Source organism: Sporomusa sp. 246TCP1, from assembly GCF_057319775.1.
In genome coordinates this window covers 3,362,101-3,382,755 of sequence record NZ_CM170492.1, presented here as the reverse complement: position 1 = coordinate 3,382,755, position 20,655 = coordinate 3,362,101, and the positions used below count along the sequence as shown (strand labels likewise).

Annotated in this window: 19 protein-coding genes; 16 read left to right on the top strand and 3 right to left on the bottom strand. The window is 43.4% G+C overall.

Annotated features, from left to right (window positions below; genetic code table 11):
- Nucleotides 1-127 precede the first annotated feature (127 nt).
- Both AC1ECB_RS16060 and AC1ECB_RS16055 read right to left on the bottom strand, forming a co-directional pair.
- Nucleotides 128-544, bottom strand: a complete 417-nt coding sequence (locus AC1ECB_RS16060) for an EVE domain-containing protein (protein WP_485664715.1) — start codon at nucleotides 542-544, stop codon at nucleotides 128-130.
- Nucleotides 545-633: 89 nt separating this feature from the next.
- Complete coding sequence (locus tag AC1ECB_RS16055; protein WP_485664714.1) at nucleotides 634-1,728, bottom strand: hybrid sensor histidine kinase/response regulator; 1,095 nt, start codon at nucleotides 1,726-1,728, stop codon at nucleotides 634-636.
- A 220-nt stretch (nucleotides 1,729-1,948) separates the two neighbouring features.
- Here AC1ECB_RS16055 and AC1ECB_RS16050 point away from each other — a divergent pair, with 220 nt between their 5' ends.
- From AC1ECB_RS16050 to AC1ECB_RS15985, 14 genes are all read left to right on the top strand, one after another.
- Nucleotides 1,949-4,594, top strand: coding sequence for an ATP-binding protein (locus AC1ECB_RS16050; protein WP_485664713.1), 2,646 nt, complete (start codon nucleotides 1,949-1,951; stop codon nucleotides 4,592-4,594).
- Nucleotides 4,595-4,610: 16 nt separating this feature from the next.
- Entirely contained in the window at nucleotides 4,611-5,693 is a 1,083-nt protein-coding gene (locus tag AC1ECB_RS16045) for a response regulator transcription factor (RefSeq protein WP_485664712.1), read from the top strand.
- A gap of 444 nt (nucleotides 5,694-6,137) precedes the next feature.
- On the top strand, nucleotides 6,138-7,385 hold the full coding sequence (gene urtA / locus AC1ECB_RS16040; RefSeq protein WP_485664711.1) for an urea ABC transporter substrate-binding protein: 1,248 nt from the start codon (nucleotides 6,138-6,140) through the stop codon (nucleotides 7,383-7,385).
- Between the two features lie 14 nt (nucleotides 7,386-7,399).
- On the top strand, nucleotides 7,400-8,374 hold the full coding sequence (gene urtB / locus AC1ECB_RS16035; RefSeq protein WP_485664710.1) for an urea ABC transporter permease subunit UrtB: 975 nt from the start codon (nucleotides 7,400-7,402) through the stop codon (nucleotides 8,372-8,374).
- Nucleotides 8,375-8,402: 28 nt separating this feature from the next.
- Complete coding sequence (gene urtC, locus AC1ECB_RS16030; RefSeq protein WP_485664709.1) at nucleotides 8,403-9,476, top strand: urea ABC transporter permease subunit UrtC; 1,074 nt, start codon at nucleotides 8,403-8,405, stop codon at nucleotides 9,474-9,476.
- Between the two features lie 21 nt (nucleotides 9,477-9,497).
- Nucleotides 9,498-10,253 carry an urea ABC transporter ATP-binding protein UrtD gene (gene urtD / locus AC1ECB_RS16025; protein WP_485664708.1) on the top strand — a complete coding sequence of 252 codons (756 nt, stop codon included), beginning with the start codon at nucleotides 9,498-9,500 and terminating at the stop codon, nucleotides 10,251-10,253.
- Nucleotides 10,246-10,938 carry an urea ABC transporter ATP-binding subunit UrtE gene (gene urtE / locus AC1ECB_RS16020; RefSeq protein WP_485664707.1) on the top strand — a complete coding sequence of 231 codons (693 nt, stop codon included), beginning with the start codon at nucleotides 10,246-10,248 and terminating at the stop codon, nucleotides 10,936-10,938. The genes urtD and urtE overlap by 8 nt, the downstream gene beginning before the upstream one ends.
- A gap of 26 nt (nucleotides 10,939-10,964) precedes the next feature.
- Complete coding sequence (locus AC1ECB_RS16015) at nucleotides 10,965-11,282, top strand: urease subunit gamma (protein ID WP_464261566.1); 318 nt, start codon at nucleotides 10,965-10,967, stop codon at nucleotides 11,280-11,282.
- A 2-nt stretch (nucleotides 11,283-11,284) separates the two neighbouring features.
- A complete protein-coding gene (ureB, locus tag AC1ECB_RS16010; protein ID WP_485664706.1) occupies nucleotides 11,285-11,638 on the top strand; it encodes an urease subunit beta in 354 nt (117 codons plus the stop codon).
- 30 nt (nucleotides 11,639-11,668) lie between these two features.
- Nucleotides 11,669-13,375: an urease subunit alpha gene (gene ureC, locus AC1ECB_RS16005; RefSeq protein ID WP_485664705.1), complete on the top strand. Its 1,707-nt coding sequence runs from the start codon at nucleotides 11,669-11,671 to the stop codon at nucleotides 13,373-13,375.
- Nucleotides 13,376-13,407: 32 nt separating this feature from the next.
- A complete protein-coding gene (locus tag AC1ECB_RS16000; RefSeq protein ID WP_485664704.1) occupies nucleotides 13,408-13,839 on the top strand; it encodes an urease accessory protein UreE in 432 nt (143 codons plus the stop codon).
- A 32-nt stretch (nucleotides 13,840-13,871) separates the two neighbouring features.
- Nucleotides 13,872-14,510: an urease accessory protein UreF gene (locus AC1ECB_RS15995; RefSeq protein WP_485664703.1), complete on the top strand. Its 639-nt coding sequence runs from the start codon at nucleotides 13,872-13,874 to the stop codon at nucleotides 14,508-14,510.
- 11 nt (nucleotides 14,511-14,521) lie between these two features.
- On the top strand, nucleotides 14,522-15,133 hold the full coding sequence (gene ureG, locus AC1ECB_RS15990; protein ID WP_485664702.1) for an urease accessory protein UreG: 612 nt from the start codon (nucleotides 14,522-14,524) through the stop codon (nucleotides 15,131-15,133).
- Nucleotides 15,133-16,008 (top strand): urease accessory protein UreD, encoded by an 876-nt coding sequence (locus tag AC1ECB_RS15985; protein ID WP_485664701.1) that lies wholly within the window; start codon nucleotides 15,133-15,135, stop codon nucleotides 16,006-16,008. The genes ureG and AC1ECB_RS15985 overlap by 1 nt, the downstream gene beginning before the upstream one ends.
- A gap of 55 nt (nucleotides 16,009-16,063) precedes the next feature.
- Here the strand turns inward: AC1ECB_RS15985 and AC1ECB_RS15980 are convergent, their stop codons facing one another.
- The gene (locus tag AC1ECB_RS15980; RefSeq protein WP_485664700.1) at nucleotides 16,064-17,467 is read right to left on the bottom strand and encodes a sigma-54 interaction domain-containing protein; all 1,404 of its coding nucleotides are present in this window, start codon (nucleotides 17,465-17,467) and stop codon (nucleotides 16,064-16,066) included.
- A 300-nt stretch (nucleotides 17,468-17,767) separates the two neighbouring features.
- On the opposite strand from AC1ECB_RS15980, the gene AC1ECB_RS15975 reads away from it, so the two are divergent.
- Together AC1ECB_RS15975 and AC1ECB_RS15970 are read left to right on the top strand one after the other, a co-directional pair.
- On the top strand, nucleotides 17,768-19,048 hold the full coding sequence (locus tag AC1ECB_RS15975) for an MFS transporter (RefSeq protein WP_485664699.1): 1,281 nt from the start codon (nucleotides 17,768-17,770) through the stop codon (nucleotides 19,046-19,048).
- A 120-nt stretch (nucleotides 19,049-19,168) separates the two neighbouring features.
- Nucleotides 19,169-20,626, top strand: a complete 1,458-nt coding sequence (locus tag AC1ECB_RS15970) for an S-layer homology domain-containing protein (protein ID WP_485664698.1) — start codon at nucleotides 19,169-19,171, stop codon at nucleotides 20,624-20,626.
- Nucleotides 20,627-20,655: the final 29 nt, after the last annotated feature.

Here is a 20,655-nt window from a genome sequence, read left to right as displayed (position 1 = left end):
CTTGAATGGGAGTGTTAAAGGTGCTGTACTATTTAACAATTGGGATCTTGGTGTTATTTGCCGGTGCAACAATAGCTGGTTATATGGTTATCTATCGACAAGAACGCAAAAAAAACTTGAGGAAATATTACAGGGAATAGTTCTTAGCCATTGAATGTATCAATTCCCAGTGTTCTTGTGTAACAGGCATAACTGAGAGACGTGACTGACGCACAAGATCCCATTTCTGGAAAGTAGCAGTAGCTTTAATTTCTTTTAAAGTTACAGGCCGGTCTAAGGAGTATCGAGGCTCAACATCTACGACAATAAAACGTTTATCGGTTTCATCAGGATCGGGGTAGGGGGGAGAGACTATTTCCGCTACACCGACGATTGCCTTTTCCTTGCCGGTGTGATAAATAAAGATCTGGTCACCTAGTCTCATGTTTTTTATATGTTTTAGTGCGGTAAAATTTTTTACACCATTCCAGCGATCACGCCCCAAGTGTTGCAGATCAGCATAGCTAAAACTTTCCGGTTCGGTTTTGGCAAGCCAGTGGGCCATTTTTCATCACTCTCCTACTAATTTGTAATTAGATATATATTACATGGAAAATTCACTTAAAAGCGGAGGCTATTTTTCTGCCTGTTATTTTAAGGTTTTTTTCTTAAGCTAAAATAAAAGCTGGCTCCTTCATTGACTTTTCCTGTTATCCATGCCGTGCCATGGTGTCGTTTAAGTATTTTTTGGCATATTGCTAACCCAACGCCAGAACCTTCAAATTCATTATTGGAGTGAAGTCTTTGGAATATGTTAAACAATCTGGCTGAATATTTCATATCAAAACCTGCGCCGTTATCTTGAAGTGCAATAATAAATTCAGTATCAGTTTGTGTAGCTGTGACTTTGATAGACGCTTTTGCTTTATGGCGCGTATATTTTAAGGCGTTGGAAAGAATATTTTGTACAAGAAGCTTGAACATTAGAGCATCGCCCTGAATGGTGGGGAGAGGCGCAAGTGTAAATTCTATATCTCGCACCGGTTCCAGTGCAACTAGTTCAGTATATGTTTTGGAAAATAACTGATTTAAGTCAATAGTAGTCAGATTCATTTTCCTTTCACACATACGTGATAAATCAAGCAGGTGATCGATGATTTGGATGACTTCCTGGGATTTTTCCTGGATGTTGCTGATTAGTTCCTGCCCATCGGAATCAATTTTATCTGCGTAATCGGCAGCAAGATATTCGGTAAGTTTATTTAAAGATAGCAAAGGTGATTTTAGATCATGAGCAACCGAGTAGCAGAAACTATCTAGTTCATTATTAGCATTTTGCAGGGACTCCGTCTGCTTTTTTAGTTCGATATGGGTGTTGACTCTGGCAAGCAATTCAGAAGTATTGAAGGGCTTGGTCACATAGTCCTGTGCACCCAGCTGAAAACCTTTGCTGATACTTGCTTCATCATTAAGCGAGGTCAAAAAGATTATCGGAATCGAACGGAAGGCAGGGTTGCTTTTGATCATCTGACAAATCTCAAACCCATTTATTTCCGGCATATAAATATCAAGGAGAATCAAGTCGGCCATATGTTGTTCCAGTAATTTTAAAGCTGTATTACTTTTGGTAGCAACGCGAACGTGAAAATTATTATTGCGAAGAACGGCCACAGCAGTTTCTATATGCTCAGGTGTATCATCAACAATTAGTATTGTTGGTTGATTAACAGGCTTATTATAATTCACCATAGATCATCTCCGTAAAGTCGAATGTCGATATCTAATTTTAAAGTAGTGGTAACCTGAATACAAGTAGTTCCCGTATATATAAAACAAAAAAAGTATTTGTCAATTGTAGTTATTTGCATTACAATAAAAGAAAAAAGTATCTTATGGCATAGTGGCCGTTTGAGCAATCAAACTTGCCGGCTATGCCTTTTTGCTATTTTCTGTGCCAGGGGGTGTATTTATGCCGGCCAAATTTATTGTAAAACAGTCAACAATTAGTGTTTTAATGCTTGTGCTTTTTCTTATCATTGCGCTGCTGCTTGGGGGGAGTGTTATGTATATGAACATTAGTATTCAAGACGAGCAGACGGCAGAGAAGCGGCGAACGGAATTTAAGCAGTTAGGTATTAATCTAGCAACTGCTTCCGACTATTTGACAGATGAAGCCCGAAAGTACGCTGTTACAACAGATGCTATCCATATGTATAAATACTGGGAAGAAATAAATCTGACAAAAACCAGGGATTATGTTATAGCGCGGTTAGGGGAACTGAATGCACCTAGCGCCGAAATGGAATTACTGGCAGAAGCTAAAAATAATTCAGATGCGCTGGTAGAAACAGAGAAGGAGTCCATGCGGCTGGTACTTGAAGCGCAGGGGGTACTTGAAAGTGAGATGCCCCCGGAGGTTGCCGCCTTTCAGCTAAATGAGAAGACAAAAAGGTTAAGTCCGGAAGAAAAACTAGCCAGAGCGCGGAGTATCATGTTTGACAGTAAATATGACTTAGACAAGCGCAGTATAATGAGTCCTATCGCGCAATTTCAAAATATCATGAATGCCCGGTTAGAAGCGGACTTATCAGCTGCCCGTGACAGAACAAATAAGGCTGCACTAGTACAGGCTATACTTGCAGTAATTATTATTGGGGCTGTTGCTACGCTGATGAGACTATTTTTTACCCAGGTCAATCGTCCAATTCAAAACTATAATGAAGTATTAAAAGCATTTTCTCTTGATAACGAACATTTTAGGCTTGTGCCTGAAGGCTCACAGGAATTACGGCTCCTTGCGGACACCTTTAATAAATTGTTTACGTCTATGAAATCTGCCAAAGAAGAAGCAGAGCAGGCCAACAGGGCTAAAAGCGAATTCCTTGCTCATATGAGTCATGAAATACGTACGCCAATGAATACTGTTATTGGCTATAATTACTTGCTTGGCAGCACAATGCTTACGACGAAGCAGCAGGAATATATCGACAGGATGAGTAAGGCGGCCAAGGGACTTTTGACTATTATCACTGAAATTCTTGATTTTTCGAAGATTGAGGCGCAGCGAATGACAGTAGAAGCAGTAGAATTTGATTTATATGATACCATTCACGAGCTGTGCAGTATGGTAGAGGTGGAGGCGAGGCAAAAGGGCCTGCTTTTTAATCGTGATATTCAGCCAGATGTACCAATGTATGTTAAAGGTGACATAGTCAAGCTTAAGCAAGTTATTTTGAATCTACTTTCTAATAGTGTTAAATTTACTCATCATGGCAGTATTGCTGTTTTTGTAGAAGTTATGGAAAATAAGGGCAGTCAAATTAACCTTGGTGTCAAAGTAACAGATACAGGAATTGGAATTAGTCAAGAGCAGCAGCAGCGACTATTTAATGCGTTTACACAAGGTGATGCCTCAACGTCAAGAAAATATGGCGGTACCGGGTTAGGGTTGGCTATTTCCCGGAAAATAATAGAGCTTATGTCAGGGAGCATTAGTATTCAAAGTGTTGTCGACAAAGGATCTTGCTTCAGTTTTACTGTACCGCTTGAAACTGTTGATAAAATTGCCTATCATCAGACAGATGATGATATAAATAAGAAATTTATGATAAACAAGCATATTTTGTTAGTTGAGGATAATCTGATTAACCTGCAGATGACTAAGGAAATCCTGGAAACCTTTGGTTTGACAGTTGATACTGCCCCAAGCGGGCGAATGGCGTTAGAACAGGTAAGGAATACTAATTATGATGCCATTTTGTTAGATATACGGATGCCGGAAATGGATGGCTATGAAACGGCCAGACAGATAATAGCTGCAAAAGGCGGGGAATGTCCGCCGCTGGTGGCTTTGTCGGCTGATGCTGTACAAGGGGTAGAGGAAAAAGCCAAACAAGCAGGGTTTAGCGGCTATCTGACCAAACCATTGGAAGCAGCGAAATTAGTCGGCGTTCTTAAAAAGTATCTTTGTTTGCCGCAAGAGTTAGGGTCAGCAGAAGAAACAGCTGCTGATGTGATTAATAACAATACGTGTTTAGATGTTAAAAGTGCCGTTACACGTTTAGGTGGCAAGAAGTCAGTATATAAAGAGCTGCTACGGCGTTTTATAACCCACGGTGAGGATGCAAGAAACATAGCAGAACGATTATCTAAAGGTGAGTTTGATTGTGCAAAAATGTTGCTGCATACGCTTAAAGGCACCGCAGCTAACATTGGAGCCAACAGGTTAGCTCAGGTTTGCCGCCAATTAGAGCAGACAATAGAGCAAAAGGACGGCCATGCGGTCCTGGCAGGTACAGCAAATTTAGCAATTGCCTTAGATGAAACCTGCTTGTGTGCGATGGAATATGAGGCTGGGATTGCTGTTGAAGCAGTGAACGCACCGCTTGTTGATCAAATAACTGATAGTCGCGATGTGCTGGAAAAGATCGTGGAATTACTTGAAGCTGGTGATGCCGAGGCAGCTATTTTACTTGAACAGTCGCAGGATATTCTGCAAAAAGGTATTTGCAGTGCTGCCTATTGGCAACTTCATAGTACGATAAAAGCTTATGATTTTGATGAAGCATCAAAGCAAATTAAAGCAATACTAGCCAAAAAAGAAAACAAGTCATGAACTGGAGGAGAAAATTATGTATAAGGTGCTGCTGATTGATGATGATAAGACTGCCCGTTATATTCTTAAGCGCTTCAACTGGAAAGCATACGGGTTCACAATTGCCGGTGAGGCCAGTGACGGGAAAGAAGCGTTACAAATGCTTACGAATGACAGCTTTGATCTGGTTATTACCGATATTAAGATGCCGGGAATGGATGGCATCGAATTTTCGAACGAACTAAAGTGGGCCAATGTGGATATTTGCCTGATTTTTCTTAGTACTCACAGTGACTTTAAGTATGCTAAACAAGCCATAAGGCTTGGGGTGTTTGATTATATAACAAAACCTGTTGAAGATGCAGTACTTTGCGAAGTATTGGATCGAGTCAGACAGCATTTAGCAAGCAAAGAAAGTAGCAGGCTAAAAATACAGGCAGAGCATCGGTTGATAGAAGAAAGCCTGTCCGTACATTATCCTGTAAATAAAGAAAAAGAAATAATGAAATATATATTAACAGGTAATGCTGCAGCAATGGCAGTAGCTGAAGAGACTGTTAACGAATTAGCCGAAATGTTGGGGCAGGATACCTTGAAATTAGAGCAATTGCTGGCAATTATACTTGCTAATTTTAATCAGGTAATAGCCAAACATTTTCCGTGGCTGCCTAACTTTGAACATACAGTATATCAAGACAAGATAGAACGTAGTAACTCGCTGGCGGTTGTAAAAGATAGTTTTCTTAGCTGCGTTGCTTCAAGGATAAAAGTTATTAGAAAATATGAACTACATCACACGGACAGTGTTATCAGCAGAACCTGCCAATATGTTATGGAACATATTGAAGAAAGCAACACCCTTGAGGTGATTGCCAATGAAGTATTGCTGCATAAAGATTATTTAAGCAAAATATTTAAGCAAAAAACAGGGTTAAATTTAAATGATTATGTTACAAAAGCCAAAATGGAGCATGCTAAACAGCTTCTAAGCATGGGCAGGTATAAAAACTATGAAATAAGCGAGCGGCTTGGTTATAGTAGTCCGGATTATTTTTGTCGGCTTTTTAAAAAATACACACGTCAGACGCCGTTGGAGTATAAGAGAAGACTTGGCTTGTGAAAGCCTTTCTGATGACATAAAGGACTTGGTACAAGACAAGTCTTATCTTATAAGATAAAAAAGTGTTTTTTGAACCGCAGAGACGCAGAGTACGCAGAGGGAATGTCTCGATATACATCTCCCCTCTGCGCTCTCTGTGTCCTCTGCGGTTAAACATATCCTCAAGGGGCTCAACGTAAGACAAAAAGTTTTCTTAGCGGTTTTTTAATGCAAAATAACGGGATTTTGCTGTTTTAAATAACTGCTAAACACTATAAAATAGAGACATCAATAAAAAAAGTAATCCACCAGCACAGGCGCTGTGAGAAGACAGTATCCGGTTAACGGATATTCCTTTCTTACAGTGCCTTTTTGTTTGGACCTAGCGCTATGGCATCTATTAGCACCTGAAATGGCCAATTCGGTGTTGGAGTAACTAAAAAATGCTTGAAAGGTGGAATTCTCATGACCAAGGGTGTTATGCAAAAATTTAAGAAGCGCCTTGCTGCAGCTATATCGGTGACTTTAGTGGCAAGTGTAATGCTTACAGGCTGTTCATCAAACCAGCCGGCCAAACAAGCTGCGTCCGCAGCAGGTGACACAATTAAAGTAGGTATATTGCATTCGCTTAGCGGCACAATGGCAATCAGCGAAGTATCTGTTAAGGATGCGGAATTAATGGCTATCGAAGAAATTAATGCTTCCGGCGGTCTATTAGGTAAGAAGATTGAACCCGTAATTGAAGATGGTGCATCTAACTGGACTACCTTCGCGGAAAAAGCTAAAAAGTTGTTACAAAAGGATAAGGTTGCTACCGTTTTTGGTTGCTGGACCTCGGCAAGTCGGAAGGCTGTTCTGCCGGTATTCGAAGAAAACAAAGGACTGCTCTGGTATCCGGTCCAATACGAAGGTATGGAGGCATCGCCTAATATCTTTTACACTGGGGCTGCTCCTAATCAGCAAATCGTTCCGGCTGTAGAATGGCTGCTGCAAAACAAAGGTAAAAAGATGTTCTTATTAGGTTCTGACTATGTATTCCCTCGTACTGCCAACAAAATTATCAAAGAACAGCTCAAAGCCATGGGCGGTGAATTAATTGCCGAAGAATATACACCTCTCGGCCACACTGATTACAGTACCATTATTAATAAGATTAAGGCGTCCAAGCCAGATGTTGTTTTTAATACGCTAAATGGGGACAGTAATGTGGCGTTCTTTAAACAACTTAAAGATGCGGGTATTACGGCTAAAGACCTTACAACCTGTTCTGTAAGTGTAGCAGAAGAGGAAGTTCGCGGGATTGGTGCCGACAATCTGAAGGGCCATCTAGTGTCGTGGAACTACTATCAAACTACTGATACTCCAGAAAACAAAGAGTTTGTTAAGAAGTATAAGGCAAAATACGGTGCCGACAGGGTAACAGACGATCCGATTGAAGCAGCTTATATTGCCGTTCATTTATGGGCCCAAGCTGTTACTAAAGCAGGTACAACTGACATCGAGAAAGTAAAAGAGGCAGCAAAAGGTATTGAGTTCCAAGCACCTGAAGGACTTGTTAAAATCGAAGGTGAGAATCAACATATCTGGAAGCCTGTTAGAATTGGCGAAGTTACTGAAGATGGTTTAATTAAAGAAATTTGGAGTACTGGCAAGACGGTACGACCTGACCCCTATCTTAAGACATATGATTGGGCCAAAGGAATAAGCAACTAGTACTAAGAAGGTTTATGCAGTCAGGCGGTGCAGCAGGTGATTGGTCTGCATCGCCTGACATAATAAAACAAGGTGGTGGGCAGATGGATACGTATATCTTGCAGCTTTTTAACGGCATTAGTGTCAGTTCAATATATATGCTGGCCGCCCTGGGGCTGGCCATTACCTTCGGCTTAATGAAGGTCATTAATATGGCCCATGGTGAATTCATTATGATTGGTGCTTATGTAACCTATGTTATTCAGAATATTTTTTTGAGCTATGTTGATAAAAGTCTTTTTGGTTTATACTTCGTTGCCGCAATTCCAGTAGCTTTTGTTATTGCCGGTGCGATGGGTTTCGTACTCGAAACTTTGGTGATAAAGCATCTTTACGGCAGACCTTTAGATAGTATGTTAGCCACATGGGGTATAAGTTTGATTCTTCAGCAATTGGCTAGAAGTATTTTTGGAGCGCCAAACGTTGATGTAAAAAGCCCGGCTTGGTTAGACGGAGCTTTATTACTTACTCAAGGCGTGCAGTTACCGTATAAACGGCTATTTATCATCGCCTTAGTTATTGCCTGTATCATCGGGATGTTTGTGCTGCTTTACAAAAGCAAATATGGTATCTGGATAAGAGCTGTTATGCAAAACAGAGAAATGGCGGCTAGCCTTGGTATTAATACCAGACTTGTTGATGCTTACACGTTTGCTGTAGGCTCAGGTATTGCCGGTATTGCCGGCTGTGCGTTAACCTTGCTCGGTTCCATTGGCTCTACCCTTGGTACGTACTATATTGTGGACACTTTTATGGTTGTTGTGCTTGGTGGTGTGGGAACACTGCTTGGTACAGTCGCAGGGGGGCTGGTAATCGGTACTGCGAACACCACCTTTGAGTTTTTCACCAATACTTCAGTAGGCAAAGTGTTAGTCTTTACACTTGTTATTATGTTTTTGCAATGGCGGCCTAAAGGGCTATTTACCATTAACAGCCGCTCATTAGATTAAGCAGCATACAAAGGAAGGAGGGCTACCCTTGAACCTTTTACATAGGATTAAATCCAAAGAAAAACTGGTTTTTTTGATTATTGTTGCCGGGCTGGTTTTGGCGCCCTTGTTTTTATCAGAATTCAGAACAAATCTGCTGGGAAAGTTTGTGGCCTATGCGATTTTGGCCATTGGACTGGATTTGATCTGGGGTTATACCGGGATTATGAGTCTTGGTCACGGGGTATATTTTGGCCTTGGGGCCTATGCTATGGCCATGTATTTAAAGTTGGAAGCGGCAAAAGGCAAATTACCGGACTTTATGTCCTGGAGCGGCCTTGAGGTTTTGCCGTGGTTTTGGGCACCGTTTGCCAATGGGGCGGCAGCCATGGTCTTAGCAATACTCATTCCAACGTTGATAGCCTTTGTAATCGGCTATTTAACCTTTAAAAATCGGATACAAGGCGTGTATTTTTCGATATTATCACAAGCCTTAGCTATTATATTTGTCGTCCTTTTTGTTGGTCAGCAAGCCTATACCGGCGGTACAAACGGCTTAACAAACTATAAGAGTATAATGGGTTTTTCGTTAGCGGATGATACAACTAAGCTGGTTCTTTATTATGTGACAGTAGGTCTGCTGGTTTTGACCTACACTATCTGCCGGGTATTGGTGGAACGCCGGATCGGCAAAATACTTATCGCGATTCGCGACGGTGAAAACAGGGTCCGATTTTCCGGATATAACCCGGCCACCTATAAAATCTTCGTGTATTGCCTTTCAGCCGCTTTTGCGGGTTTGGCTGGCGCTATCTTTGTCCCGCAGGTGGGCATCATTTCTCCAGCCGAGATGGGCATCGTTCCGTCCATTGAAATGATCATTTGGGTAGCCATCGGCGGGCGGGGAACTTTAGTCGGGGCTGTTATCGGAGCCATCCTTGTTAACGCTCTCAAGAGCGGTGTAAGTGAAAGCTTCCCTGATGTGTGGTCGTATTTTATTGGCTTTGCCTTTGTCGGTGTAGTTTTGTTTATGCCTGAAGGCCTTGTGGGACTTGTCAGGAAGTTTGCCCAGCGCGTAGGTGTTCCCAAAAGTAAAGGTGTAAAGCCGAGTGAGGCAGCATGATGGTGAAAGGTGGCAGGATAAATGGAACCAATTTTGCAGATTGATAATCTGACTGTTAGTTTTGATGGCTTTAAGGCCGTAAATAGTGTGAATACCGAGATTGCTAAAGGTGAAATACGGTTTTTTATTGGCCCTAACGGCGCTGGTAAAACAACATTGCTTGATGCAATTTGTGGGCGGGTAAAGCCTGCAGATGGTCAGGTTTTGTTTAAAGGGAATCTGGATGTAACAAGATATGCCGAGCATGAGATTGTTACTATCGGTATTGGCCGCAAGTTTCAAGTGCCGTCAGTATTTACTAGTCTTACTGTCGATGAAAACATGGAGCTTACGGTGGTAAAAGATCGCTCGTTGTATTCCTCCCTGTTTGGTAGTATGAGCAAAGCGCAGCAAGAGTGTAATGATGATATATTAAACACTATTGGTCTATATGAAAAACGCCACAGCGAAGCAGCTGCCTTATCGCATGGGGAAAAACAGTGGTTGGAAATCGGTATGCTGCTAGCGCAGCAGCCTAAGTTAATGCTGCTTGATGAACCTGTTGCCGGCATGGGCAGAAGAGAAACTGAGAAGACCGGGGAATTACTGAAAAAGATTTGTAATGATTGCACCGTTGTAGTTGTTGAGCATGATATGCAGTTCGTCAGAGATTTTGCAACTAAAGTCACGGTGTTGCATGAAGGCGCAGTACTTGATGAAGGCAGTGTTTACGATATACAAAACAATCCCAAAGTCATCGACGTCTATCTGGGGCGAGGTGGAGAGCAGGATGCTTAGCGTAAAAAATTTAGATGCATTTTATGGCGAAAGTAATATTTTAAACAAAGTAAATATTGAGGTAGCGGCAGGGACCGTTGTTTGCCTGCTAGGCCGGAACGGGGTTGGTAAGTCAACTTTTCTCAAAAGTATAATGGGGCTTGTAAATACGCCCGGGGGTAGTATTATTTTTAACGGCCAGGAACTTATTAATAGCGCAACTTACTGGCGAGCCAGGCAGGGTATTAGCTATGTACCGCAGGGGCGGGATATTTTCCCGCAATTAACTGTATATGAAAATTTGCTGCTAGGCCTTGAAATGGGTGGCAGCAAAGGTGAAATCAGTGATAAAATATTTACTTTATTTCCTATTTTAAAAACTATGCTTACTAGAAAAGGTGGTGACTTAAGCGGCGGCCAACAGCAGCAGTTAGCTATTGCCAGGGCCCTTGCAACCAATCCTAAACTGCTTATTTTAGATGAACCTACAGAAGGGATTCAACCGTCAGTAATTAAAGATATTGGCAGAGTTATTAAGCAGCTAAGGCAGGAAGGAAATATAACTATTCTTATAGTGGAGCAGTATCTCGAATTTATCATGGATGTCGCTGACTACTATTATGTCATGGAAAAAGGGCAGATTGTGGCAGAAGGTTTGACCAAAGACAGTAATCAAGAAGAAATTCAAAAAAGAATGGCTGTTTAGGTGAAGTGTTGATAGGGGGTTAGAGAATGCATCTGAGTCCAATGGAAAAAGATAAACTTTTAATTTATGTTGCCGGGCAGGTAGCCCGTGAACGCCTGAACCGGGGGCTGCAGCTCAACTATCCTGAGGCTGTAGCCTTGATAACAGCAGAATTGCTGGAACGCATTCGCGATGGTTATAGTGTGGCTCAACTTATGGACATGGGGACTAAAATTTTAGGACGTGATCAGGTTATGGAAGGCGTGCCGGAAATGATCGATGAAATTCAGCTAGAAGGAACTTTTCCTGATGGCACAAAGCTGGTTACCGTGCATCATCCCATTCGTTTAGCAGGGAGGCCTTAACTATGATACCAGGCGAACTAAAGTTGGCAAATGAGATCATTCGTGCTAACTGTAATCTTGTAATAGATAGAATAACTGTTGCCAATACTGGTGACCGGCCAATTCAGGTAGGGTCTCACTTTCACTTTTTTGAGGTCAACCGTTACTTAGTATTTGATCGAACTAAGTCTTGGGGGATGCGGCTTAATATTCCCTCAGGGACAGCTGTTCGTTTCGAACCTGGCGAGAGCCGCGCTGTAGAACTTGTAGTGTTTTCCGGCAGCGGCCCCTGGTTTGGCGCCAATAACTTAACTGCAGGTTCGACCGACAGGCAGCAATGCATTGACAGGGCCAGAGAAAAAGGATTTGTGAAATAGCTTTTAGGAAGAGGCCAAGGGGGGATTATAGTGAGTTTAATAATGACACGGCGACAGCATGCCGATATGTACGGGCCGACTACCGGTGATAAAATAAGACTAGCCGATACTGAGCTATGGGCTGAAATTGAGAAAGACCTGACAAAACCCGGTGATGAAGCCAAATTTGGCGGCGGAAAGGTCATACGTGATGGTATGGGACAAGACCCGGAGGCGCTCGCAGAAGCCATGGATCTTGTGATTACCAACGCGGTGATTATTGATCATTGGGGTATAATCAAGGCCGATATTGGAATTAAAGACGGTCGAATTTACGGAGTAGGTCAAGCTGGCAATCCCAAAACTATGGCTGGGGTCAATCTTTCTATCGGGGCCGGCACAGAGGTGATTGCTGGCGAGAACCACATCGTTACAGCTGGCGGCATAGATTCACACATTCACTTCATTTGCCCCCAGCAAATTGAAACAGCCATTGCTTCAGGAGTCACTACCATGTTGGGCGGTGGCACTGGACCGGCAGCAGGTACCAATGCTACTACGTGCACACCAGGCGAGTGGAATATGTATCGCATGTTGCAGGCTGCAGAAGCGTTTCCGGTAAATCTTGGCTTTTTTGGTAAGGGAAACAATTCGTGTCCTGAACCTTTAGTCGCCCAGGTTAAAGCGGGAGCAATCGGTCTCAAATTACACGAAGACTGGGGTTCTACTCCGGCAGCCATTGACTGTTGTCTAAGGGTGGCTGATGAATATGATGTCCAGGTTGCCATTCATACCGACACGCTAAATGAAGCCGGATTTGTCGAAGATACGATAGCCGCTATTGGCGGTCGTACAATCCATACCTTTCACACCGAAGGAGCCGGCGGCGGGCATGCACCAGACATTATTACGGTAGCTTCACTGCCGAATGTTCTGCCATCTTCAACGAATCCTACCAGACCGTTTACAGTAAATACCTTGGAAGAACACTTAGATATGCTGATGGTTTGTCACCATCTTGATAAAAACGTACCGGAAGATGTTGCTTTCGCTGATTCGCGCATTCGCCCGGAAACAATCGCTGCCGAGGATATCCTTCACGATTTGGGGGTTATCTCCATGATGTCATCAGACTCCCAGGCCATGGGCCGGGTCGGAGAGGTCATTATCAGAACCTGGCAGACAGCCCATAAGATGAAGTTGCAGCGGGGAGTATTAGCAGGGGACAATGCAGATAGTGACAACAACCGTATTAAACGGTATATCAGCAAATATACTATTAATCCGGCGATAACTCACGGTATTAGTCATATAGTCGGCTCGGTAGAACAAGGAAAACTAGCTGACCTGGTATTGTGGCAGCCCAAGTTTTTTGGTGTTAAGCCGGCTCTGGTTATTAAAGGGGGCTTGATCATGAATGCTGCTATGGGTGATGCTAACGCCTCTATTCCGACACCACAGCCTGTAATCCAGCGGCCGATGTTTGCTGCTTTTGGTAAGGCTATTGCCAGTTGTGCAGTTACTTTTGTTTCGCAAGCTGCTGATACTGCTATGCTAACAGAACAGCTCAAGCTGGAGAAAACGCTAGTGCCTGTTGTTAATTGCCGCAATATTAGCAAGCAAGATATGAAGCATAACTTTGCAACACCTGTAATTTCAGTAGATCCGGAAACGTATCAGGTTACAGCTGATGGCGAGGCACTTGTCTGTGAACCACTGTCTGTACTGCCTATGGCTCAGCGGTATTTTCTATTTTAATAGAAGAAGCTAAAGTAAGGGAGTTAGTCGAAATGATGATTCGTCAAGTTGTAGGTAAACTAGCTGACTTAAATCATGTTCATCACGGTGACAGTACGGACTTGACCATTGAAAGGGTAGTACTATCCTGGGATGAGCTTCATAAAAGAATCTTGCGCAAAACTACTGACGTGGGCCGGGATATTGGCATTCAGTTGGAGAACGGACATTTACACCCCGGCGATATATTGCACCGCGAGGGTAATCATATCATTATTGTGGAAGTCAAAGAAGAAGCTGTTTTAGTTGTGTCTGTCAGTACTATGCGTACTATGGGGTTAGCAGCCCACGCAATCGGTAACCTGCATGCTCCTATAGAAATTACTACACAAACAGTTATTACACCCTATAATTCCGTTTTAGAGGATCAGTTGCAAAAGCTGGGTTTAACAATACAAGTAGAAAATCGCCCTTTTGCCCCATGAACAAGCCTTCATTACAAGCAGGGCTGAGGCTCATGCAGCTCGCTGATTCCGCTTTTCCTTCAGGAAGTTTTACGCAGTCTTTTGGGATGGAAACCTTTATTCAGCGTGGTGATATTAAAAACGGACAACAGTTGACTACATATATGCAGACTTACCTCTACTATACTTGGCGAGCCACAGACTTACTGGCTGTTAAGCTTGCCTGGCAGGCAGCCGGGATGTCGGATAGGAACAAGCTGGCTGCTTTGGATAAACGGCTTCATGCGATGAAACTACCTTATGAAAGCCGGGATGGCAGTGTTAAAATGGGTAAGCGCCTACGGCAAATGTTAGGTGAAATTGATCCAGCGTATCAGCTTGATAGTAAGCTGCCTTGGTGCCATCATGCGATAGTATTTGGCCACTATGGTGCAATGGGTATGGAGCTTGCTCCGCTATTGGCGGCCTATGCTCATGCTGCTGTTGTTTCTTTAGTTGCCAATGGAGTACGGGCCATTCCACTGGGGCAGACTAGTGGCCAGCAAGTCATTGCTCAGCTTCAGCCACTTGTAGAGCAGTGTATTGACTGGGTTTTAGCGGCAACAGAACAGGATTGGGGCGGTAGTGCCCCTGCTTTTGACTGGGCTGGGATGGCTCATGAATGCTTATATTCACGAATATTTATGTCATAGGAGGCCTGGGTATGAAACCCATTCGAATTGGAGTAGGTGGTCCGGTTGGTGCAGGGAAAACAGCGCTGGTAGAAAAACTAACCCGCTATTTAGCGGCTGATTTTAGCTTAGCTGTTATAACCAACGATATTTTTACTAAAGAGGATGCGCAGTTTCTTTGTCATAACGGTATTTTGCCGCCTGACCGTATTATTGGTGTTGAGACAGGCGGCTGTCCCCATACAGCCATACGGGAAGATGCTTCGATGAATCTGGAAGCAATGGAAGTTTTACTAGAACGTCATCCTGACTTGGAGATTATTTTCGTGGAAAGCGGCGGCGATAACTTAGCTGCAACCTTTAGCCCCGAACTTGTCGATGTGGCCATTTATATTATTGATGTTGCGCAGGGTGAAAAGATTCCCCGCAAAGGTGGTCCAGGCATTACTCGCTCAGACCTGTTGGTTATTAATAAAATTGACCTGGCCCCGTATGTTGGTGCCAGCCTGGAAGTTATGGCCAGCGATTCTAAACGCATGCGCGGCGAGAGACCATTTTTGTTTACGAACTTAAAAACCGAAGAGGGCCTGCAGCAAGTGTTATCCTGGATTCGTCACAATGTCATTATGGAGGATATTGCCTGATGCTAGCCAAATTAAAGCGGGGAATTGTTCAAGCTGAGGTAGCGGCGATAAATGGTCGTAGTGTGCTTAGTTCCGTACGGCAGCGTATGCCGCTCCGGGTATCGAGTCCGCTTTATCCTGTTAGTGAACAGACAGTAAATTTTTTTATCATGAATCCTGCTGCTGGTCTTCTACAGGGAGATCAGCATTCTATTTATGTACGTGTGAAAGAAAATGCGCAAGCTGTCATAATGGGGCAGGGCGCTACGAAGGTTTTCCGTTCCCCCACGCGCAACTGTTCCAAGCAGTTTACAACAATATGTGTAGAGGCTGGTGCGCGGCTGGAGTATATGCCGGAAGTTATAATTCCCTTTGCGGAAAGCTGTTTGTTAAGTAGAACCAATATCTTGGTTTCAAGCCAGGCATCGGTTCTGTTTTGGGAAATTAATGCTCCCGGCCGCTTGGCGCGGCAGGAGCGTTTCGCCTATAGCAAACTGGATCAGCAGACCAATATCTATATTGATAAGGAGCTTATCTTCAGTGACCGGTTTGTGCTTGAGCCATCAAGCGTTCCGACTGAGCTGCAGTCGTGGAACAACCCGCTTGGCCTGGTACATGGCTATACGCATACTGGTACTTTTTGGGTTATTAACCCTAACGCCGAACAAGAGCTAGGCTATGTGGTGCAGCGAAATATTGAAGATGAGGAAGGCTGTCTAGAAAAAATAGCTAACAAGTACGGTGTGCTATTAGCAGGTACTAAGCTCACTAAAGAGGCTTATTGTTTTCGGTCATTAGGACGTAATGCAGACAATATTCAAGAAGCCTTCAAAGAATTATGGCAGATTTTCCGCCAGCGTTTATTTAATCAAACCGCCTGGCCATGGCGAAAATAGTAACATGGAAAATCCGTACTTGCTTTTGACAGCAGGTACGGATTTTTGGCTTAATTTACAGATGAGTTCTTTTGGCTTCGGAAAAGGCCTTCATTTTTCGATACAGTACGGTTCGGCAAATGCCTAGTCGATCGGCTGCTTTGCCCATTTGAAAATTGCATACCTTTAGAACACTATCAATATATTGTTCTTCAAATTGACGTATGGCCTGTTTTAGTGGACCGTAGTTTTCTTGTGAGTTTGTATAGTCGTAGTCGGGCTGTGAAATCTGTTTTGCCATTCCAGACATTGCCGCTAAGAATTGATTGGAATTGTCCTGGATGTTGGCAATTACGTATTTTTCCACCTCATTGCGTAGTTCTCTCACGTTTCCCGGCCAGTCATAGTGTTGAAAAGCGCTTAACGTGTTACTATCCAGGTTGGTGCTCAGATTGTATTTACTATTAAAATCTTTCAGAAATTTCAGGGCTAGCATGGTAACATCTTCCGGTCTCTCACGTAAAGGCGGCAGTAACAGGCTGAGCACATTTAGGCGATAAAAAAGGTCTTTGCGAAAAGTGCCTTCTTCGGTCATCTGTTTTAAGTTTTTATTTGTTGCGGCAATAAGCCGGAAATCAATTGTGCGATTTACACAACTGCCAACGCGGCGAATCTCGCCTGCTTCTAAAACACGCAGCAGCTTAGCCTGCAAGGCAAGGGGTAATTCAGCAATTTCGTCCAGGAACAAGGTTCCGCCATCGGCTGCTTCAATCAAGCCGGTTTTTCCCTGAGCATGAGCACCGGTAAAGGCCCCTTTGTCATAACCAAAGAGCTCTGCTTCGGCTAATGATTCTGATAAAGCAGCACAGTTTATGGCAATAAATGCTCCCGCAGAACGTTTGCTTTGCCGGTGGATATACTGAGCCAGTACTTCTTTGCCAGTGCCTGATTCTCCGTACAGGACAATTGGACTATCGGTCTGGGATATTGTCGATGCTATGCGCAGTATGGTCTTCATGGCGCTACTTTCAGCGACAATGTTCTCAGGGGCCAGGACCAAACCACGAAAAGTACCGGTCTGGATATTTTTCAGGCCGGGGTTATTCACCGGGGTTACCCTGCGGGATGGGTTTGGCACACAGGTAGTTAACAGATAGAGGAGCTCACCCTTGTTGTCAAAAACAGGCGTACTTATTGCTAATAATTCCGCTTCGAATTTAGTTGTAACCAAGCCCCGTTCGATACGCCGGTTTTGGGCAGCCTGCAGTGTATAAGAAGTATTGATATTGCCATTACGGATAAGTTCGCGCATATTTAAATGCAGTAATTGCTCCATAGGTACGCCGATAGATAAAGCAGCTTTGGTATTGGAAAGTATCAGATAGCCTTTTTTGTCGGTAACGAAGATTATCTTTTCTTTGGTTGGGTTAGCAGATTTGCCAACCTCTTGCGGCATGAAACAAATTGAGTTTTGAGGCATAAGACACCTCCCTCCCAATATGAGATCGTCAAAACGCATATTGTTTTATACCAATTAACTGTAAGGTACGACGTTGTATATACAAATTCCTTCCTCTACTGCGAAAAAAATTATATTGTTCAGAATATAAGAAAATGTTGCAAAATAGTCACCTTTCGCAAAATGATGTTGCAATACAGTCAATATATTGTGTTAATTCACTCTACAAATACTGTAGAAAGCAGTAGCGATGGGGGTTTTCAATTATTGGCATGGAAATTGCTTTATAGTAATGCGGAAATAAAAATAGGAGGGGTATACATGGCGAATGAGCAAAAATTTTATGGTTGGAAGCTGGTTGGGGTGTTATGGACCTTGTACTTGCTCAATATGGGTTTTCCACTATACGGCGGTGCTGTTATCAATTCCTTCATGTTAAAGGAAATACCCATGGATCGCACTACTTACGGCTTAGGTTTCTCGTTGATGAATTTATTTGTTGGTACGTCGGCCATTTTTGTCGGGATGACAATTACTAAGTGGGGAGTCCGCAAGACCTTTGTAATTGGCTCAGGTTTGCTGGCTGTCGGTACATTATGGCTGGCACAGGTTGCCACGCAGCCCTGGCATTATTTAGTAGGTTTTGGTTTTATAGTTGGTTGTGGTCTGGGTTTTGGCACAATTGTGGCATTATCGACAACCGTTACCCGCTGGTTTGTTAAATTCCGGGGAAGAGCCATGGCTTTGGCTATGACCGCTTCAGGCTTTGCTGGTTTTATTGGTGCACCGGCTATGAACCAACTGATTGCGGCCAATGGGGGTAACTGGCGGTTAGCTTGGTTGGTAGTAACTGGAATTGTTGTTATTAGTGCTCTGATTGCCTGGTTTTTTGTAAAAGAACGTCCCCAGGATATCGGGCAAATCCCTGATGGACAAGAAGTGGCGGTAACGGTAGCAGCAACGCCTGTAACCAACGCCTTAGTAACGAAATATGTCTGGGAACCGGCTGATGTCTATAAATCGGTTACCTATTGGTTGACAGTGCTGGCTGCGGCTGCTAGTCAATGGCCGTTTTTCTTCTTTACCGCCCACTGGATTATGCATTTGAAAGGCAAAGGGATTTCGTCGGCAGATGCGGCGTTTGCCATGGGTCTGTTTACCATGGGTGGAATCTTTGGACGGTTGATCAGCGGCTGGCTCATGGATAGAATGGCGGCTCGTTATGTCTTCATGTTAGGCATTAGTTGTTACTTTATCGGCTCGTATCTTGCTGTTCAGGCTGCTCCTGGCATGCTGGTGGCAGCCTATGTAGCAGCTGTGTTTTATGGTGCAGGTTTTGGCTGGTCTTTTGTGGCTCAAAACACCATGCTGGGCAACTTTTTTGGGCCGACAGCCTTTCCCAAAATTAATGGCATGCTGCAGGCAATTTCTGCTGTCGTTGTTTCCGGTGCCGGTGTAGTTGGCGGGAAATTGTTTGATTCTTTTCAGAGTTATACGCCGGCGTTTCAGCTTAATGCGGCTATCGGCCTGGTCGGGATAATTTGTCTGATTTTTGCAACCATGCCTAAGCCGCCGGCTGTCAAGTGTTCTGAAAATAGTTAAACGTGCGAATTAGTATCCAAATTTATATAAAATAAATTGGAGTGTATAAATGGGCAAGTATTCTTTGACGCCGTTGAAAAACATGGACGCTATAACTAAAAAGTAGGGAGAGAGATTTTCATGAAGAAAACAAAAACACTAAAAAAATGGTTGGCAATTGTACCATTGGCGCTTATGTCCATAACCATGGCTGGCATGCCGGTATTTGACAATCCTGTTTATGCTGCTGTTACGCCGTCTTTCCGCGATGTTCCTGTCGGCCATTGGGCTTATGGTGCTGTGGGCAAATTAGCTAAGGCTGGTATTGTTGATGGTTATAGCGACCAAACCTTTAAAGGCGACAGAACAATGAGTCGTTACGAGTTTGCTTTTATTGTTGCGAAGGCAATGGATAAATTTGAGACTGCTGATGAAGCTAACAAGGAATTAATAGACAAACTGTCGGCCGAATTTGCTGGAGAACTGAACCGCCTGGGTGCGCGGATAGCTAAAGTTGAAAGTAAAACAAATACCTGGATTAGTGGCGAAACGCGTGTGCGTGTTATGGGGAATGAGGCCAAGGCTTCAGGAAATAAACTGCATGGTTCAGATAAATTTGACTTCCGGCAACGCATTAAATTCCAGGGGACCATTAACGAAGATATTTCCTGGATGGCACGACTATCAGCAAGTAGCAAATTCGGCAATTACAATAATAATCCTGACGGAACAAATGCTTCTTTTGATATGTTAGCAGTAACGGCTAAAAATGTGTTTGGAATCGATAAAGTCCGTATTGGACGTTTTCCGTATGACGACTTTACCCACGGACTTTTCGGCAAAGCAGTTGGAGTTGATGGCGTTCGGGTTGATGAAAACATCGGCAAAGTATTGTTTACTGGTTCGGTAAATAACATCAAATCAAATTCTAATCTAGGCAATGGTATAGGCGATAGTGGTGACGCCAACACCCTCACTACGGCCCAACTATCCGGTAAGGCAAGTGAAAATATTGGCTGGAGAGCCGGTTATTACTGGTCCGATGTTCCAGGTACCAGCACTGCAAGTGGCACAGGCTCAATGAATACCAATATTGGTTCCTTTAATAAATCAGAAGGCTGGGCCGCTGGTGTTGACGTCAAGCTAGGTAAGTACATGCTGATTGGCGACTATGTAGCCACTGATCTTAAAGAAGCAAGCAATTTGCCTACATCTCCTAAAGGCTGGGCTGTCGAACTCACTAGCGCCGCTAAGGCTCCCCCCATCTTTTATTCGGCTAAAAACCTTGTAGATTATAAGAAAAAAGGGGACTTTGGCTGGTCAATTGCGTATCGCAGCATTGACGCCGGTGCAATTCCATCCGGTGCCGGTGGCTTTGATGCTCAGGCAATGAGCTACGCTACAGATCCGTATTCAACAATGGTGAAAGGCACTGATAATATTAAAGGGCTTTTTGTTGCTTTTCAAAGCACGATAAGCAAGAATGTTATTTGGACAATTGAGGGACAAGACCTCAAAATTAAAAATAAAAATCTAACCGGATTGACCTCTGATGACCTTGGAATCACCTACATGACAAAGTTTGAATTCTTCTATTAAAATTTATGAAAATATAATTTGGATAGTGA

Coding starts and splice junctions, on each gene's coding strand:
- AC1ECB_RS16060 (WP_485664715.1), bottom strand. CDS start 544: ATGGCCCACTGGCTTGCCAAAACCGAACCGGAAAGTTTTAGCTATGCT.
- AC1ECB_RS16055 (WP_485664714.1), bottom strand. CDS start 1,728: ATGGTGAATTATAATAAGCCTGTTAATCAACCAACAATACTAATTGTT.
- AC1ECB_RS16050 (WP_485664713.1), top strand. CDS start 1,949: ATGCCGGCCAAATTTATTGTAAAACAGTCAACAATTAGTGTTTTAATG.
- AC1ECB_RS16045 (WP_485664712.1), top strand. CDS start 4,611: ATGTATAAGGTGCTGCTGATTGATGATGATAAGACTGCCCGTTATATT.
- urtA (WP_485664711.1), top strand. CDS start 6,138: ATGACCAAGGGTGTTATGCAAAAATTTAAGAAGCGCCTTGCTGCAGCT.
- urtB (WP_485664710.1), top strand. CDS start 7,400: ATGCAGTCAGGCGGTGCAGCAGGTGATTGGTCTGCATCGCCTGACATA.
- urtD (WP_485664708.1), top strand. CDS start 9,498: ATGGAACCAATTTTGCAGATTGATAATCTGACTGTTAGTTTTGATGGC.
- urtE (WP_485664707.1), top strand. CDS start 10,246: ATGCTTAGCGTAAAAAATTTAGATGCATTTTATGGCGAAAGTAATATT.
- AC1ECB_RS16015 (WP_464261566.1), top strand. CDS start 10,965: ATGCATCTGAGTCCAATGGAAAAAGATAAACTTTTAATTTATGTTGCC.
- ureB (WP_485664706.1), top strand. CDS start 11,285: ATGATACCAGGCGAACTAAAGTTGGCAAATGAGATCATTCGTGCTAAC.
- AC1ECB_RS16000 (WP_485664704.1), top strand. CDS start 13,408: ATGATGATTCGTCAAGTTGTAGGTAAACTAGCTGACTTAAATCATGTT.
- AC1ECB_RS15995 (WP_485664703.1), top strand. CDS start 13,872: ATGCAGCTCGCTGATTCCGCTTTTCCTTCAGGAAGTTTTACGCAGTCT.
- ureG (WP_485664702.1), top strand. CDS start 14,522: ATGAAACCCATTCGAATTGGAGTAGGTGGTCCGGTTGGTGCAGGGAAA.
- AC1ECB_RS15985 (WP_485664701.1), top strand. CDS start 15,133: ATGCTAGCCAAATTAAAGCGGGGAATTGTTCAAGCTGAGGTAGCGGCG.
- AC1ECB_RS15980 (WP_485664700.1), bottom strand. CDS start 17,467: ATGCCTCAAAACTCAATTTGTTTCATGCCGCAAGAGGTTGGCAAATCT.
- AC1ECB_RS15975 (WP_485664699.1), top strand. CDS start 17,768: ATGGCGAATGAGCAAAAATTTTATGGTTGGAAGCTGGTTGGGGTGTTA.
- AC1ECB_RS15970 (WP_485664698.1), top strand. CDS start 19,169: ATGAAGAAAACAAAAACACTAAAAAAATGGTTGGCAATTGTACCATTG.